The following is a 14232-nucleotide window of genomic DNA, read 5'->3' as shown; positions in this document are numbered from 1 at the left end:
GACAAGCGCCTGACCCATTCTCCGTCTCACTCACCGCCGGTTGACTCGACAGCATGAGCCATGATCCACAGATCCTCGTCCTCGGCGGCACCGGCAAGACCGGCCGCCGCGTCACCGACCGGCTGCGCGCCCAGGGACTCGGCGTGCGTGCCGCCTCGCGGCACGGCGCGGTCCGGTTCGACTGGGCCGACGAGTCCACCTGGGCGCCGGCCGTCGACGGCGCCGTCGCGGCCTACGTCGTGCAGGACGACGCGCGGCCAGACCTCGTCCGCCCGTTCGCCGAGCTGGCCGTCGCCCGCGGCGTCGAGCGGTTCGTGCTGTTGTCGGCGCGGGCCTGGGCCGACCTCGGCGATTCGCTGGAGGCCGAGGAGGCGGTCCGCGCCTCCGGCGCCGCGTGGACCGTCCTGAGGCCGGCCTGGTTCGCGCAGAACTTCGCCGAAGCGCCGTTCATCAGCGACGACGTCGCCACCGGAGCGCTGCCGCTGCCCACCGGCGACGGCCTCGAACCGTTCGTCGACCTCGACGACGTCGCGGAGATCGCCGCAGCCGCGCTCACGTCGGACCGGCACGACGGCGCCGTCTACGACCTCTCCGGACCACGCGCGCTCAGCTGGGCCGAAGCACTGGCGGAGATCGGCCGGGCGTCCGGACGCGACCTGCGCCACGTGGACGTCACCGCCGACGAGTACGTCGCTCACCTGGTCGGCCGCGGCTTCCCGGCGGAGGTGGCGACCGAGATCGGGCGCTACCTCGGGCACATCCGCGCCGGCCTCAGCGCGCACCTGTCCGACGGCGTCCAGCGGGCGCTGGGCCGCGAGCCGCGCGACTTCACCGTCTACGTGCGAGACGCCGCCGCCGCGGGCGCCTGGCGTGTCTGAACGCGGCACCGCGGGCGGCGCGAGTGACTCGGCCTGGTGATCATGGGGCACGCTCGGCGACCGGATCGGCCGGCGGCGGCTGCCGATCACCGCGCGCGGCCTGCTCGGGATCGCCGGGGCCGCCGTCCTGCCGTCGACGCTGGCGCTGATCGGCCGGCTGTTCACCGACCCACGTCAGCGCAGCACGGTGATCGCGATGTGGGTGACCGCGCTGTCCGCCGGGATCGCGCTCGGCCCCGTCGCGGGCGGGACGCGGGCCGGCTCGACCTCGCCAGCGGCAGCGCCGGGACGGCCGCCGCGGGGCTCGCGCTGGTGATGCTGGGCATCGCCCCGATCAGCGTGCTCGGCACCCGCCCGACCGCACCGGCGCCACGGCGCAGCGAGCCGGAGGTCAGCGCGGCAGATGCGCCTCGATGACGGTCACGAGTTCGTCGGACTCGGGCTCGACCCGCGGGCGGAACCGGCCGAGCACGTCGCCGTCGGCGGAGACCAGGAACTTCTCGAAGTTCCACTGGACGTCGCCGGCCTCGCCGGTGGCGTCGGCGACCTGGGTCAGCGCGGCGTACAACGGCTGCTGCCCCGGCCCGTTGACGTCGGCCTTCTCGTACAGCGGGAAGGTCACGCCGTAGGTGGTGGAGCAGAACTCCTGGATCTCGTCGGCGGTGCCGGGCTCCTGGCCGCCGAACTGGTTGCACGGGAAGCCGAGCACCGTGAAGCCGCGCTCGGCGTAGCGTTCCTGCAGCCGCTCGAGACCCTCGTACTGCGGGGTCAGACCGCACTTCGACGCAACGTTGACCAGCAGCAGGAGGCTGCCGCGGTGGTCGGCGAGCGAAGCGCCGGGGCCGTCGATGGTGTGCAGTGGAATGTCGTACAGGCTGGTCACGCGGGCTCCTCACGCTGGGCTGTCGTCCTCACCCTAGGCTCACGCCATGGAGATCAGGGACGCCCGGGGCGACGACTGGCCGGCCATCTGGCCGATCCTGCAGCGCATCGTCGCGGCGGGCGAGACGTACACGCTGCCGCGCGACCTCGACCCGGAGCGGGGACGGCGCATCTGGATGCTGGAGCCGCCGGACCGCACCGTCGTCGCCGTCGACGAGGACGGGACGGTGCTCGGCTCGGCGAAGATGAACCGCAACCACCAGGGCCCCGCGTCGCACGTCGCCAGCGCCAGCTTCATCGTCGCGCCGGAGCACTCCGGGAAGGGCGTCGGGCGGGCGCTGGGCGAGCACGTCATCGACTGGGCCCGCGACGCCGGGTACCGCGCGATGCAGTTCAACGCGGTGGTCGAGACCAACACCCGGGCGGTCGCGCTGTGGCGCTCGCTCGGGTTCGAGGTCATCGGGACGCTACCCGAGGGCTTCCAGCATCCCGTGCACGGCTACGTCGGGCTGCACATCATGCACCGGCGGCTGTGACGGCGGGCCCCTCCAGGTCGCGGCGGCGCAGGTCGCTGAGCCAGGCGTCGACCCGGCCGATGTCGGGACCGGGCGACAGGTGCGACGCGGCGGCGGCTTCGTCCAGCTGCTGCTGCAACTCGACGCGGTAGGCGTCGGCCTGGTCCCACGGCAGGGCGCCGGAGCGGACGGCGGCCAGCCGGTCGAGGTGCTCGTCGGACGGGACGCCGACGTCGCCGGTGCGCAGCAGCGCCTGACCGTCGACCAGCAGCCGCAGCAGGTCGGCCGCGGCGGCCGCCTGCTCGGCGTCAGGATCGTCGTCGCCGGCCAGCCGGGTGAAGCCGGCCAGCACGTGGTCGGCGTAGGCGGCGGAGATGGTCTGCGACAGGAACGCCGGCCGCAGGTCGAGCAGTTCGCGGCCGAGGTCGCTGACCCACACCCGCCGCGGCGACCACAGCAGTTCCAGGCAGACCGGGTCGGCGTCGAGGGCCAGCCGGCAGAACTGCTCGACCTCCCACGACAGCCACGACGCCCCCGGCCCGACGACCTGCTCGGGCGGCTTGCGCAGCGACCAGAACGCGGCCGTGGGGGCCTGGTAGACGCCGCGCACCGTCAGCTCGGCGCCGGGATCGGCGGGCACGTGGCCGACGGCGGCCGCGTACAGCGTGCGCGCCATGACGAGGTCGTCGGGTGCGCCGGAGCGGACCGGCTCGGGCAGCTCGGACGGCGGATCGGTGAGCGTGCCGAGCTGCTCGGGGGTGGCCTCGACCAGCCGGCCGTCGGCCAGCGCGACGGTGTACGTGCCGCCGGCCTCGCGGACGACGCGTCCGGCGAGGCCGCGGCCGGTACCCGGTACGGCGGCGTCGGCCGCGGTGCCGTGCACGACGACCTGCGTGCCGACCGGGACTCGCGCAGGGGCGCTCAGGCGAGACATGCCGCCCATTCTCGCCCGCGACCCGGCCGCCCGTCCGACGATCCATCGGGTTTCAACCGTTTGGACCGGATCATTTGCATCGGCAGGTACTCCCGCCGCCGGTAGGTTGACGGTATGAGCGAGCAGCAGTGGAACGCGGTCGACCGGTATCTCGGCGAGCATCTGGTCGGAGCCGACCCCGTCCTCGACGACGCGCTGCGCGACAGCGACGCCGCCGGGCTGCCGGCCATCAACGTCGCGCCCAACCAGGGCAAGTTCCTGCACCTGCTGACGCTGATCGCGGGGGCGCGGCGGGTGCTCGAGATCGGCACGCTCGGCGGCTACAGCACCATCTGGCTGGCCCGGGCGCTGCCCGCCGACGGCCGGCTGGTCACGCTCGAGGCCGACCCCACCCACGCCGAGGTGGCGACGGCGAACCTGCGCCGCGCCGGGCTGCTCGACCGCGTCGACGTGAAGGTCGGCCCGGCGCTCGACACCCTCCCGCAGCTGGAGGGGCCGTTCGACCTCGTCTTCATCGACGCCGACAAGCCGTCCAACCGCGACTACGTCGGCTGGGCACTGCGGCTGGCCCGGCGCGGCACCGTCATCGTCGTCGACAACGTCGTGCGCGGCGGGCGGGTCATCGACGCCACCACCGGCGACGCCGCGGTCGACGGCACCCGGCGGCTGTTCGAGTACGTCGCCACCGAGCCGCGGCTCACCGCGACCGCCGTCCAGACCGTCGGCGGCAAGGGCTACGACGGCTTCCTGCTCGCCGTCGTGACCGCCGACGTCTGAGCGTCACGCCGAGCGGAGGAACCGCTCGCCCAGGTCGCGCAGGTAGCCGCGCAGCTCGGCCGGCTCGACGACGTCGAAGTCGGCGGCGATCGCGCCGAGCATGAAGGCCGGCCAGTCCAGCGTGTCGACGTTCATGGTGAGCCGGCAGGACGCCGGTCCGGTCGACTCGACCGACCCCCAGGTCGCCACCTGCCGCTCCACCTCGGCGACCGGCGCCCGGACGTCGACGACGACGCGGTAGCGGGTCGGCACCGCGGCCAGCCGCTCGTGCACGAACGTCGCGGCGTCGGCGGCCGGCAGCTCGCGCGGCCGGAACCGGGCGCCGGTCGCGACCGGCTCGGTCAGGCGGTCGACCCGGAACGTGCGCCAGTCGTGCCGTTCGACGTCCCAGGCGACGAGATACCAGCGCCGCCCCCGCGACACCAGCCGGTACGGCTCGACCAGCCGGCCGGTCCCGGCGCCGTCGCGTGACGTGTAGCGGAACCGCAGCCGCTCGTCGTCGCGGCAGGCCTGCGCGATGACGGTGAGCGCGTCGGAGTCGACCCGCGGCCCGTCGCCCGGGATGGACGGGACGGTGTACGTGTGCAGCGCGTCGACCCGGCGGCGCAGCCGCGGCGGCAGCACCTGCACCACCTTGGCCAGGGCCCGCACCGACGTCTCCTCGATGCCGCCGACGCCGCCGCCCGCGGCCGTGCGCAGGCTGACCGCGATGGCGACCGCCTCCTCGTCGTCCAGCAGCAGCGGCGGCAGCGCGGCGCCGGCCTGCAGCTGGTAGCCGCCGGCCACGCCGCGCGCCGCGTCGACCGGGTAGCCCAGCTCGCGCAACCGGTCGACGTCGCGGCGCAGCGTGCGCGGGCTGACGCCGAGCTTGTCGGCCAGCTCCTCCCCCGGCCAGTAGCGATGCGTCTGCAGCAGCGACAGCAGCCGCAGCATCCGGGCACTCGTGTTCGCCATGTCTTCAGCGTCCTCGCAATTGAGGTCAGAAAGTGGCCGGAATGGATTCTAACGTGGTTCCCATGAACGACACCATGATCCAGACCACGGGCCTGACCAGGCACTTCACGGTCAAGAAGGACGTCGTCGAGGCCGTGCGCGGGCTCGACCTGCACGTCGCGGAGGGCGAGCTGGTCGCCCTGCTCGGACCGAACGGCGCCGGGAAGTCGACGACGCTGCGCATGCTGACGACGCTGATCCCGCCGACGTCGGGCACGGCGACGGTGGCCGGTTACGACGTCGTCGCGCGGCAGCGCGAGGTGCGCCGGGTCATCGGGTACATCGGCCAGGGCAACGGCGCCGCGCACGCTCAGCGCGGCCGCGACGAGCTGGTCAGCCAGGGCCGGGCGTACGGCATGAGCACGCGCGACGCGAAGGCGCGGGCGGACGAGCTGGTCGCGTCGCTGGACCTCGCCGCCGTCGCGGACCGGCCGGTGTCGTCGCTGTCCGGCGGGCAGAAGCGGCGGCTCGACATCGCGATGGGCCTCATCCACGCGCCCCGGCTGCTGTTCCTGGACGAGCCGTCCACCGGGCTGGACCCGCAGAACCGGGCCAACCTGCAGGAGCACATCCTGAAGCTGCGCGCCGAGCACGGCACGACGATCGTGCTCACGACGCACTACCTCGACGAGGCCGACGCGATGGCCGAGCGGGTCATCGTCGTCGACCACGGCACCGTCATCGCCGACGACACCCCGGCCCGGCTCAAGGCCGATCACGCGGGCGACCTGATCACGCTCGGTTTCGGCTCCGGCGGCGACGCGGGACGTGCGGCCGCGCGGCTGTCGTCGCTGTCCGATGCGACGGTGAGCAGCGGCGGGGCGACGGTCGAGGTGCGGGTCGCCGGCGGGCCGCGGCTGGTCCCGGGGATCCTCCGCGACCTCGACGCCGCCGGCATCGCCGTCGAGTCCACCGCCGTCAACCGGCCCACCCTCGACGACGTCTTCCTCAACCTCACCGGGCGCAGCCTGCGCGAGGGCGTCGTCACCACGTCGACCGAGGAGGTCGCGGCATGAGCAGCACCACCATGATCACCGACACCGTCACCGTCTTCAGCCGCGAGCTGCGGCCGGTCCTGCGCGACCCGTTCTCCGTCGTGTTCAGCATGATCCAGCCGCTGGTGTTCCTCGGCCTGTTCGCGCCGCTGCTGCCCGAGGTCGAGGGCGGCTCCGCGCTGCAGTGGTTCGTGCCCGGCATCGTGGTGATGTCGTGCCTGTTCAGCACGTCGTTCACCGGGTCGAACCTGCTGTTCGAGATCCAGACCGGTGCGCACGAGCGCATGCTGGTGACGCCGCTGCGGCGGCCGGCGCTGATCGTCGGGCGGGCGCTGAAGGAGATCGTCCCGATGATCGTGCAGACGCTGATCATCGTGCTGGTCTGCGTGCCGTTCGGCTTCGACCTGCACATTCTGGGCGTGCTGACCGGCGTGGCCATCCTCGCCGTCATGGCGGTCGGGCTGGGTGCGCTGTCGTACACGCTGGCGCTGGCGTCGAAGAACACCGAGTGGCTGTTCTGGACCGTGCAGCAGACGGTGCTGTTCCCGCTGTTGCTGCTGGCCGGCATCCTGCTCCCGGTCGACGACGGTCCCGGCTGGCTGCGGGCGCTGTCCAGCGCGAACCCGCTGACCTACGTCGTCGACGCGGAACGCGCCCTCTTCAACGGCGAGTTCCCGGCGTCGACCGTCCTGGCCGCCGTCGTCGCCTCGGTCGCCGTCGCGGCGCTCGGCCTGGCGGTTGGCACCCGCGCCATGCGCCGCTCGTCCTGACCGTTCGACGAGGGTCAACGCCCGGCCAGGTGCGGGGCGGGGAACACCCCGCCGGGGTCGCGGTCGCGCTTGATCGCGGCCAGCCGGTCCAGGGCCGGCGCCCGGAACGCCTCGGGCGCCAGCCCGGCCGCGGCCGGGCCGCCGGTGAAGTTGAGGAACCGCAGACCGGTGCCCCAGGGCGCCAACGCGGCCAGCACGGCATCACCGGCGCCCGGCCCCAGGCCGACCGCGGCCACGCTGAACGCGGCGTCGTCGTGGTCGAGGGCGCGCGGGTGCCGCGGCGGACGAGCCAGCGCCCCGCCCAGCCGCCGCACGTCGACCATGATCAGGTCGTCGGCGGACGCGTCCGGCCCGGCCGCCGCCAGCAGCACGTCGGCCGCGGCCGCATCGAACGAGGCGAGCATGAGCGAGCGCTCGTCGTAGCCGAGGGGCTCGGTCGGGTCGTTGTAGACGGCGGCGATGCCGGCCAGTGGCAGGGGTGCGACGGTGTCGAGGATCCGGGGTCCGGCGTCGCGCAGCGGCCGCACCAGGTCCTCGCCCGCGTCGGCGGGGCCGGCGTAGGCGACGCGAACGTGCACCGTCAGCCGGCCGCGCAGCGGCTCCGGCACGCCGGGCAGGTCGGGCAGCCGCACCAGCCCGACCGACGAGTTGAACTCGTCCGGCAGCCGCGACACCCAGTCGCGCCACGCGTGCACCACGTCGCCGGCCTGGTCGGCGGCGAAGACCAGCGCGCCGCCGTACAGCTCAGGCACCGCGACCAGCTCGGCCTCCAGCGCCGTCACGATGCCGAAGCCGCCCTTGCCGCCGCGCAACGCCCAGAACAGATCGGCGTTCTCCTCGGGACCGACGGCGACCAGCGTGCCGTCCGCGGTGACCATCTCCAGCCGGCGGACCCGGTCCGCGGCCCAGCCGAACGTCCGGCCGAGCACCGGCAGTCCGCCGCCGAGCGTGTAGGAGACGGCGCCGACCAGCGGCGACGACCCGTTCAACGGCGCCAGCCCGGCCGCCGCCGCCGGCTCGATGACCTGGTGCCACCGCACGCCGGCCTCGATCCGTGCCACCCGCGCGTCCGAGTCCACGTGCACGCCGTCCAGCCGCCGGGTGGAGATCAGCAGCCCGCCGTCGAGCGGGACGCCGGCGCCGTGACCGGTCGCCTGCGCGACGACCGGAAGGCCGCGTTCGGCGGCGAAGCGCACCGCCACGGCGATGTCGTCCGCCGACGTCGCACCCACCACCACGTCGGGACGATGGTCGACGGTGAGGTTGAAGCCGGACCGCTCGTCGTCGTACCCGTCCTGGCCCGGCAGCAGCACGGGCCCGTCGATGCGGCGGGCCAGATCGGCGACCGCCGCCTGCGGTGTCGTGTTCATGGTCACGATTCCACCCGAGCCCGGCCGCCCGCACCAGGCCGAGAGGGCACCTAGAGTGATCACTGACCGTGATGAATCTGGGGAGGCCCGTGGAGCTGCGGCAGCTCGCGTACTTCGTCGCCATCGCCGACGAAGGCGGGTTCGCGCGCGCCGCCGAGGCCCTGCACGTCGGCCAGCCCGCCGTCAGCCAGCAGCTGCGCCGCCTGGAGCGAGAGCTCGGCGTCGTGCTGTTCGAGCGGACCACCCGGCGGGTCCGGCTGACCGCCGAGGGCGACCGCCTGCTGCCCGAGGCACGGGCCGTGCTCGCCGCGGCCGAGCGCACCCGGCGACTGGCCGCCGAGCTCGCCGGCGCCAGCTCGCTGCGGCTCGGCACCAGCCCCGCGCCCGGCCGCCGGCTGCCCGGCCTGCTGGCCGCGATCGCCTCCCGCGCGCCGGACCTGCGCGTCCGGCTGAGCACGGTGAAGCTGGCCGACCGGCTCGCGTCCGTGCGTTCCGGCGTGCTCGACGCCGCCCTGGTCCGCGATGTCGCCCACGCGCCGGGACTGGAGCTGCTCGCGCTCTGGACCGACCCCGTCGTGGTCGCTCTGCCCGGCGGGCACCCGCTCACCGCCACCGAGACGGTGCGGCTCGGCGACCTCGGCGACCTGCCGGTCCGGCTCGCCGATCCGCGCGCCAACCCGCCGTTTCACCGGCTGGTGGCCGCGGCGTTCGAGGCGGCCGGCATCGACCCACCGGCCGGCCCGCCGTTCACGTCACTGCGCGAGACCATCGCCGACCTCGCCCACGCCGCCCCGTCGTGGACTCTGTTCTACGAGGTCGGCCCACCACCGCCGATGCCGGGCGTCGCCTATCGCCGGCTCGCCGCACCGGTCTCGACGACCTACCTCGCCGTGCCCGCCGGCCCGCCGTCGCCGGCGATCCGGCAGCTGCTGGCCGCCACCCACGACCTCGAGCGCGGCAGTGCGGTAGGACTGACGACATGGGTGAGCTGAGCGTCGAGCTGCTCGGGCCGGGAGCGGCCGGCGACGTCGCGCTGGTCGAGGCGCTCGCCGCGCTGGTCAACGGGGTCTACGCCGACTCCGAGACCGGGCTGTGGCTCGACGGCGCCAGCCGGACGTCCGCGGCCGAGGTCGCGGGGTTCATCCGGGCCGGCGAGATCGCCGTCGCCCGCGACGACGGCCGCACCATCGGGTGCGTCCACGTCCAGCGCTGGGACGACGCCACCGGCGAGTTCGGACTGCTCGCCGCCGACCCGGAGCATCGCGGCAGCGGCGTCGGGCGCGCGCTGGTGCGGTTCGCCGAGGACCGCAGCCGCGACGAAGGCCGCACGACCATGCGGCTGGAGCTGCTGGTGCCTCGCGCCTGGACGCACCCGGCGAAGGCGTTCCTCGCCCAGTGGTACGAGCGCATCGGCTACCGGGTGGTCCGCCGCGGCAGCATCGACGAGGACTATCCGCACCTGGCGCCGCTGCTGGCCACGCCGTGCGACTTCCTCGTCTGGCACAAGCCCCTCTAGCCGCTCTTCTGGAACACCAGGCAGTAGTCGCCGGTGAGCCACTCGGGCTGCTCGTCCCAGCACAGGAACGTCTCCTGCCGGAAGGTCAGGTGGCGGCCGACGATGGCGCCGACGTCCCAGGCGAGGGTGGTGGCGACGCCGTCGTCGATCATGTTGCCGACGTTGAGGACGAGGTGGCCCCACGGCCGCAGCAGCCCGGCGACCTGGCCGAAGATGCCGTCCAGCTCGCCGAGGTAGGTCTGGTAGTCGCCGTCGAGGGTCTCGTAGGCGTTGAGCGGGTTCTCCGGGTGGTTCTTCAGCGTCATGTACGGCGGCGACGTCAGGCACAGGTCGACCGGGCGATCGACCAGCGCCGCGACCTCGCGGGCGTCGCCGTCGATGACCTCGCCGGCGCCGTCGAGCCGGCGGCGGATCATGTCCGCCCGCTCCGGCAGCAGCTCGATGCCCAGTCCGGACCGGCCCATCCGCTCCGCGACGACCAGCGTGGTGCCGAACCCGGCGAACGGGTCGAGCACCAGTTGGCCGGGCAGGGAGTACTCGGCGATGACCGTCTCGGCCAGGTTCTCGGTGAAGTGAACGTTCTCGTCGGCCTCCGCGTAGCGCTCGCTGACGAGGTCGTCCATCCACTGTTGCAGCCAGGGCCTCATACGGACATCTTGCCGACCCGGGCGGCGCGACGTGGCCGCGACCCGGCCCGTACGCTGCACGCTGTGAGCGCGGAACGGACGAACTGGGCGGGCAAGCTCACCTACGGCGCGACCCGCATCCACACGCCATCGTCGGTCGAGGAGCTGCAGGACGTCGTCGCGCGCACCGCGCGCATCCGGGCGCTGGGCAGCCGGCACTCGTTCAGCGACGTCGCCGACACCACCGGTGAGCTGGTGTCCGTCGCCGGGCTGCCACCGCGGGCCGACGTCGACGCGGCGGCCCGGACGGTGACGGTCGCGGCCGGGCTGCGCTACGGCGACCTCGCCGAGCAGCTGCACCGGCAGGACTGGGCGCTGCACAACCTCGGCTCGCTGCCGCACCTCTCGGTGGCCGGCGCGGTCGCCACGGCCACGCACGGCTCCGGCGACGGCAACGGCAACCTCGCGACGGCGGTCGCGGCGCTGCACCTGGTGCGGGCCGACGGCGAGCTGGTGACGCTGCGCCGGGGCGAGCCGGACTTCGACGGCGCCGTGGTGGCGCTCGGTGCGCTCGGGGTCGTGGTGGCGGTGACGCTGGACGTCGTGCCCGCGTTCGAGGTCCAGCAGGTGGTCTACGACGATCTCGCGCTGGACACCGTCGGCGAGCGGTTCGACGAGATCTTCGCCGCCGCGTACAGCGTCAGTGTCTTCACCGACTGGGCCGGGACGACGCGCAGCTGGGTCAAGCACCGCGTCGGCGACGGCGACTGGACGCCGGACCCGGCGTGGATGGGCGCCCGGCCGGCCGACAGCCCGCGCAACCCGGTCCCCGGCATGCCCGCCGTCAACTGCACCGAGCAGCTCGGCGTGCCCGGCCCGTGGTACGACCGGCTGCCGCACTTCCGGCTCGAGTTCACCCCGAGCAGCGGCGAGGAGCTGCAGTCGGAGTTCCTGGTCCCGCGCGCCCACGGCGTCGCGGCGTTCGGCGCCGTCGCGGCGCTGGCCGGGCACATCGCGCCGGTGCTGCAGATCTGCGAACTGCGCACCGTCGCCGCCGACGACCTGTGGCTCAGCCCGTCCTACGGCCGCGACGTCGTGGGCATCCACTTCACCTGGCGCAAGGACCCCGAGGGCGTCGCGCCGGTGCTCGCGCGCATCGAGCGCGCGCTGGCGCCGTACGAGCCGCGGCCGCACTGGGGCAAGCTGTTCACCGTCGCGCCCGAGCAGGTGCGCGAGCGGTATCCGCGGCTGGCCGACTTCCGCCGGCTGCGCGGCGAGCACGACCCCGACGGCTGCTTCGGCAACGCCTTCACCGGGCGTTACCTGGGTTGACGTCGCCGGTCACGGAACCGGCCGCGCACCATCGCCGTCGAATCGGTCATGAGACGGTGGTTTGCCGGCCTTGTCTCCTTGGGCATGCTCGCCGGTTGCTCGATCGGTGCTGACGACGAAGACGGCGCGATCGCCGTCATGGGGCTGACGCCGTTCGACGCGTGCGAAGACGTCCTGGACCACCTGAAGACGGAGGCGGGCGAACGGGTCGGCCCGTGGGGCCTGGGCGGCGCGGTGACCGAGGCCTACGCGGCCGACGGCGGCGCCGAGGACACCGCCGCGCTCGCCGTGCCGGAGTCCGCCGGCCGCGGCGACAGCGGAGGCGCCCAGTCGCACTCCACGACGAACGTGCAGGAGGCCGGCGTCGACGAGCCCGACGTCGCCAAAACCGACGGGCGGCTGCTGGTCACCACGGCCGGCGGCGACCTGCGCGTCATCGACGTCACCGGCGACGCGCCGCGGGAGGTCGGCCGGCTGGCGCTCACCGATCCGGCCGCGAAACCGGCGCCCGGCCGGATGATCGCCCCGGAGATCGCGCCCGAGAACGTCGACGCCTCGGTGTTCCTGGCCGGCGACCGCGTCGTCGCCCTCGTGCGGCAGTACCCGATGATCGCCTACGACGCCATGTCCAGCTACCCCGGCCCGATGACGTCCACGACCGCGGTGCTGCTGATCGACATCTCCGACCCCGCCGAGCCGGTGGTCGAGTCGCGGCTGCAGGTCGACGGCGACTACCTCGACGCCCGCATGGTCGACGACACCGTCCGGCTGGTCGTCAGTTCCTATCCCACCCTCGAGTTCCCGATGACGGAGGCGGACGTCAACCTGCCGGAGGACGAGCTCACCGAGCGCAACCGCGCGATCGTCGAGGAATCCACCATCGCCGACTGGCTGCCGTCGTACACGTTCACCAGCGGCGACGCCGAGCCCGAGACCGGCCAGCTGGTGAGCTGCGAGCAGGTGAGCCGCCCGGACGAGTTCGCCGGCTTCTCCCTGCTCAGCGTCCTGACCTTCGACCCGGACGACGGCCTCGGCACCGACGGCTCCGTCGGCGTGCTGACCGACGGCGACACCGTCTACGCGAGCCAGGACCGCCTGTACGTCGCGACGACGCGGTGGGGCGACCCGTTCGCGCCGGCCGGCGACGCGATCCGCACGCTGCCCGGGCCCGGCGACATCACCACCGGCATCCACGCGTTCGACATCACCGGCAACGTGCCCGCGCGGTACCTGGCCTCCGGCGAGGTCGAGGGGCGCATCCTCGGCCGGTACGCGATGTCCGAGCACGAGGGCGTCCTGCGCGTCGCCACGACCATCGACGGCTGGAACGGCACGACCGACACCAGCGAGAGCGTGCTCTACACGCTCGAGGAGGGCGACGGCGAGCTGGTCCAGCTCGGGCAGGTCGGCGGGCTGGGCAAGGGCGAGCAGATCTACGCCGTCAGGTACTTCGGCGACACCGGGTACGTGGTCACGTTCCGCCAGGTCGACCCGCTCTACGTGCTCGATCTCTCCGACCCGGCGGCACCGGCCGTCACCGGCGAGCTGAAGATCACCGGGTACTCCGCCTACCTGCACGACGCCGGCGACGACCGGCTCCTCGGCGTCGGCCAGGAGACGACGGAGAACGGCATGGCGGTCGGCGCGCAGATCTCGCTGTTCGACGTCGCCGATCCCACGGCGCCGGCCAAGCTCGACGGCCACGTCGTCCCGAACGCGTGGTCGCAGACCGAATGGGACCCGCAGGCGTTCCTGTTCTGGCCGGAGACCAGGCAGGTCGTCGTGCCGATGGAGACAGGGACGGGGCCCAGCGCCCTGATCGTGCGGCTGGACGGCGACGCCGTCACCGAGCAGGGGCAGATCACCCGCACCGAGTCGCCGCGCGACGGCTGGGCGTGGCTGCGCCGCACCGTCATCGTCGGCGACACCCTCTACACCGTGTGGCAGGACGGCGTGCAGGCCAACGGGCTGGCCGACCTGGAGCCGCGCGGCTGGGCCGGGTTCGCTCAGCCGTAGGGGGTGGCGCTGGCGCTCGCCTCGGCCTCGGCCGCGCAGGCCTCGTCGAGGGTGGCGAGGTACTCGTCCAGCGGGTCCAGCCCGGCCTCCGCCCGCCGCTCGTCGACCGTCTCCGGGTCGGCGAGCGGCGCCGGTTCCGGCACGCCGTCGACGCAGGCGATCTGGGTGCCGTAGACCTGCTCGCCGCCGGCGTTCAGGGCGACGCGGTCCTCCAGGTAGGCCAGCTCACCGAGGTCGGCGCGGCCCGCCTCGGCGGCCGGTCGCATCAGCTCCAGCGCGCGCTGCTGGAACTCGGGGTCGAGGTCGGAGTGCTGGGCGATCACCCAGGCCGCGCTGGCGCCGTCGGTGCCGACCAGGTCCGACCCGGGCCAGCCGTGCTCGTCGACGATCTCGGCCAGCCGGTCGGTGCGTTCCTGGTCGTGCCACTCGCCGATGTACTCGGGCGACCGCTCGGCCTGGTCCTGCGCCTTCAGCTCCAGCAGCTCGGCCTGGAGCTCCTGGTCCAGCGCCCGCTCGGCCGGGGACGGCGTGGGCGCCGGGCCCGCGTCGTCGTCGCCCGCGCACCCCGTCACCAGCAGGACGAGGGCCAGCAGCGCCGTCCGGATCATCCGCACAGTATGGCGACGCC

At 73.9% G+C, this 14232-nt stretch carries 15 protein-coding genes and 1 pseudogene; 10 read left to right on the top strand and 6 right to left on the bottom strand.

The annotated features are described in order from the left end of the window. Positions 1-53 precede the first annotated feature (53 nt). Together BLV02_RS24020 and BLV02_RS38370 are read left to right on the top strand one after the other, a co-directional pair. Complete coding sequence (locus BLV02_RS24020; protein WP_069109275.1) at positions 54-878, top strand: NAD(P)H-binding protein; 825 nt, start codon at positions 54-56, stop codon at positions 876-878. Positions 879-924: 46 nt separating this feature from the next. Further along, positions 925-1128 (top strand): annotated as a pseudogene (locus BLV02_RS38370) (MFS transporter); the annotation flags it as partial. Between the two features lie 141 nt (positions 1129-1269). Here the strand turns inward: BLV02_RS38370 and BLV02_RS24015 are convergent. Continuing rightward, positions 1270-1761 carry a glutathione peroxidase gene (locus tag BLV02_RS24015; protein WP_069109276.1) on the bottom strand — a complete coding sequence of 164 codons (492 nt, stop codon included), beginning with the start codon at positions 1759-1761 and terminating at the stop codon, positions 1270-1272. Positions 1762-1807: 46 nt separating this feature from the next. Between BLV02_RS24015 and BLV02_RS24010 the strand changes: the two genes are divergently transcribed. Then, a complete protein-coding gene (locus BLV02_RS24010; RefSeq protein WP_069109277.1) occupies positions 1808-2296 on the top strand; it encodes a GNAT family N-acetyltransferase in 489 nt (162 codons plus the stop codon). On the opposite strand, the gene BLV02_RS24005 is transcribed toward BLV02_RS24010, so the two are convergent. Then, positions 2277-3209 (bottom strand): DNA polymerase beta superfamily protein, encoded by a 933-nt coding sequence (locus tag BLV02_RS24005; protein WP_069109606.1) that lies wholly within the window; start codon positions 3207-3209, stop codon positions 2277-2279. The genes BLV02_RS24010 and BLV02_RS24005 overlap by 20 nt on opposite strands. A gap of 114 nt (positions 3210-3323) precedes the next feature. On the opposite strand from BLV02_RS24005, the gene BLV02_RS24000 reads away from it, so the two are divergent. Continuing rightward, on the top strand, positions 3324-3986 hold the full coding sequence (locus tag BLV02_RS24000; RefSeq protein ID WP_069109278.1) for an O-methyltransferase: 663 nt from the start codon (positions 3324-3326) through the stop codon (positions 3984-3986). Between the two features lie 3 nt (positions 3987-3989). Here BLV02_RS24000 and BLV02_RS23995 read toward each other — a convergent pair whose 3' ends face one another. Further along, positions 3990-4940 (bottom strand): helix-turn-helix transcriptional regulator, encoded by a 951-nt coding sequence (locus tag BLV02_RS23995; protein WP_171906632.1) that lies wholly within the window; start codon positions 4938-4940, stop codon positions 3990-3992. Positions 4941-5014: 74 nt separating this feature from the next. On the opposite strand from BLV02_RS23995, the gene BLV02_RS23990 reads away from it, so the two are divergent. Beyond that, positions 5015-5995: an ATP-binding cassette domain-containing protein gene (locus BLV02_RS23990; protein ID WP_069109607.1), complete on the top strand. Its 981-nt coding sequence runs from the start codon at positions 5015-5017 to the stop codon at positions 5993-5995. After that, on the top strand, positions 5992-6744 hold the full coding sequence (locus BLV02_RS23985) for an ABC transporter permease (protein ID WP_069109280.1): 753 nt from the start codon (positions 5992-5994) through the stop codon (positions 6742-6744). The genes BLV02_RS23990 and BLV02_RS23985 overlap by 4 nt, the downstream gene beginning before the upstream one ends. A 14-nt stretch (positions 6745-6758) precedes the next feature. Here the strand turns inward: BLV02_RS23985 and BLV02_RS23980 are convergent, their stop codons facing one another. Further along, positions 6759-8114 carry an FAD-binding oxidoreductase gene (locus BLV02_RS23980; RefSeq protein ID WP_069109281.1) on the bottom strand — a complete coding sequence of 452 codons (1356 nt, stop codon included), beginning with the start codon at positions 8112-8114 and terminating at the stop codon, positions 6759-6761. 89 nt (positions 8115-8203) lie between these two features. On the opposite strand from BLV02_RS23980, the gene BLV02_RS23975 reads away from it, so the two are divergent. Further along, positions 8204-9106 carry a LysR family transcriptional regulator gene (locus BLV02_RS23975; RefSeq protein WP_074946633.1) on the top strand — a complete coding sequence of 301 codons (903 nt, stop codon included), beginning with the start codon at positions 8204-8206 and terminating at the stop codon, positions 9104-9106. After that, positions 9094-9630, top strand: coding sequence for a GNAT family N-acetyltransferase (locus BLV02_RS23970; protein ID WP_141711365.1), 537 nt, complete (start codon positions 9094-9096; stop codon positions 9628-9630). Before BLV02_RS23975 ends, BLV02_RS23970 begins: the two co-directional genes overlap by 13 nt. On the opposite strand, the gene BLV02_RS23965 is transcribed toward BLV02_RS23970, so the two are convergent. Next, positions 9627-10277: a DNA methyltransferase gene (locus tag BLV02_RS23965; RefSeq protein ID WP_069109283.1), complete on the bottom strand. Its 651-nt coding sequence runs from the start codon at positions 10275-10277 to the stop codon at positions 9627-9629. The two genes, BLV02_RS23970 and BLV02_RS23965, sit on opposite strands and share 4 nt — an antisense overlap. Before the next feature lie 63 nt (positions 10278-10340). Here BLV02_RS23965 and BLV02_RS23960 point away from each other — a divergent pair, with 63 nt between their 5' ends. Next, positions 10341-11588 carry a D-arabinono-1,4-lactone oxidase gene (locus tag BLV02_RS23960; protein ID WP_069109284.1) on the top strand — a complete coding sequence of 416 codons (1248 nt, stop codon included), beginning with the start codon at positions 10341-10343 and terminating at the stop codon, positions 11586-11588. 84 nt (positions 11589-11672) lie between these two features. Beyond that, positions 11673-13604, top strand: a complete 1932-nt coding sequence (locus tag BLV02_RS23955; RefSeq protein WP_171906634.1) for a beta-propeller domain-containing protein — start codon at positions 11673-11675, stop codon at positions 13602-13604. Here the strand turns inward: BLV02_RS23955 and BLV02_RS23950 are convergent. Further along, positions 13595-14212 (bottom strand): DUF6624 domain-containing protein, encoded by a 618-nt coding sequence (locus BLV02_RS23950; protein ID WP_069109286.1) that lies wholly within the window; start codon positions 14210-14212, stop codon positions 13595-13597. The two genes, BLV02_RS23955 and BLV02_RS23950, sit on opposite strands and share 10 nt — an antisense overlap. Between the last annotated feature and the right edge of the window lie 20 nt (positions 14213-14232).

The organism is Jiangella alba (assembly GCF_900106035.1).
Taxonomy (GTDB): Bacteria; Actinomycetota; Actinomycetes; order Jiangellales; family Jiangellaceae; genus Jiangella; species Jiangella alba.
This window is presented reverse-complemented; position numbering and strand designations above follow the sequence as displayed.

What these genes read in the sequence shown, in the direction of transcription:
- BLV02_RS24020 (WP_069109275.1), top strand. Translation starts at nt 54, where the DNA reads ATGAGCCATGATCCACAGATCCTCGTCCTCGGCGGCACCGGCAAGACC.
- BLV02_RS24010 (WP_069109277.1), top strand. Translation starts at nt 1,808, where the DNA reads ATGGAGATCAGGGACGCCCGGGGCGACGACTGGCCGGCCATCTGGCCG.
- BLV02_RS24005 (WP_069109606.1), bottom strand. Translation starts at nt 3,209, where the DNA reads ATGTCTCGCCTGAGCGCCCCTGCGCGAGTCCCGGTCGGCACGCAGGTC.
- BLV02_RS24000 (WP_069109278.1), top strand. Translation starts at nt 3,324, where the DNA reads ATGAGCGAGCAGCAGTGGAACGCGGTCGACCGGTATCTCGGCGAGCAT.
- BLV02_RS23995 (WP_171906632.1), bottom strand. Translation starts at nt 4,940, where the DNA reads ATGGCGAACACGAGTGCCCGGATGCTGCGGCTGCTGTCGCTGCTGCAG.
- BLV02_RS23990 (WP_069109607.1), top strand. Translation starts at nt 5,015, where the DNA reads ATGATCCAGACCACGGGCCTGACCAGGCACTTCACGGTCAAGAAGGAC.
- BLV02_RS23985 (WP_069109280.1), top strand. Translation starts at nt 5,992, where the DNA reads ATGAGCAGCACCACCATGATCACCGACACCGTCACCGTCTTCAGCCGC.
- BLV02_RS23980 (WP_069109281.1), bottom strand. Translation starts at nt 8,114, where the DNA reads ATGAACACGACACCGCAGGCGGCGGTCGCCGATCTGGCCCGCCGCATC.
- BLV02_RS23970 (WP_141711365.1), top strand. Translation starts at nt 9,094, where the DNA reads ATGGGTGAGCTGAGCGTCGAGCTGCTCGGGCCGGGAGCGGCCGGCGAC.
- BLV02_RS23965 (WP_069109283.1), bottom strand. Translation starts at nt 10,277, where the DNA reads ATGAGGCCCTGGCTGCAACAGTGGATGGACGACCTCGTCAGCGAGCGC.
- BLV02_RS23955 (WP_171906634.1), top strand. Translation starts at nt 11,673, where the DNA reads ATGCTCGCCGGTTGCTCGATCGGTGCTGACGACGAAGACGGCGCGATC.
- BLV02_RS23950 (WP_069109286.1), bottom strand. Translation starts at nt 14,212, where the DNA reads ATGATCCGGACGGCGCTGCTGGCCCTCGTCCTGCTGGTGACGGGGTGC.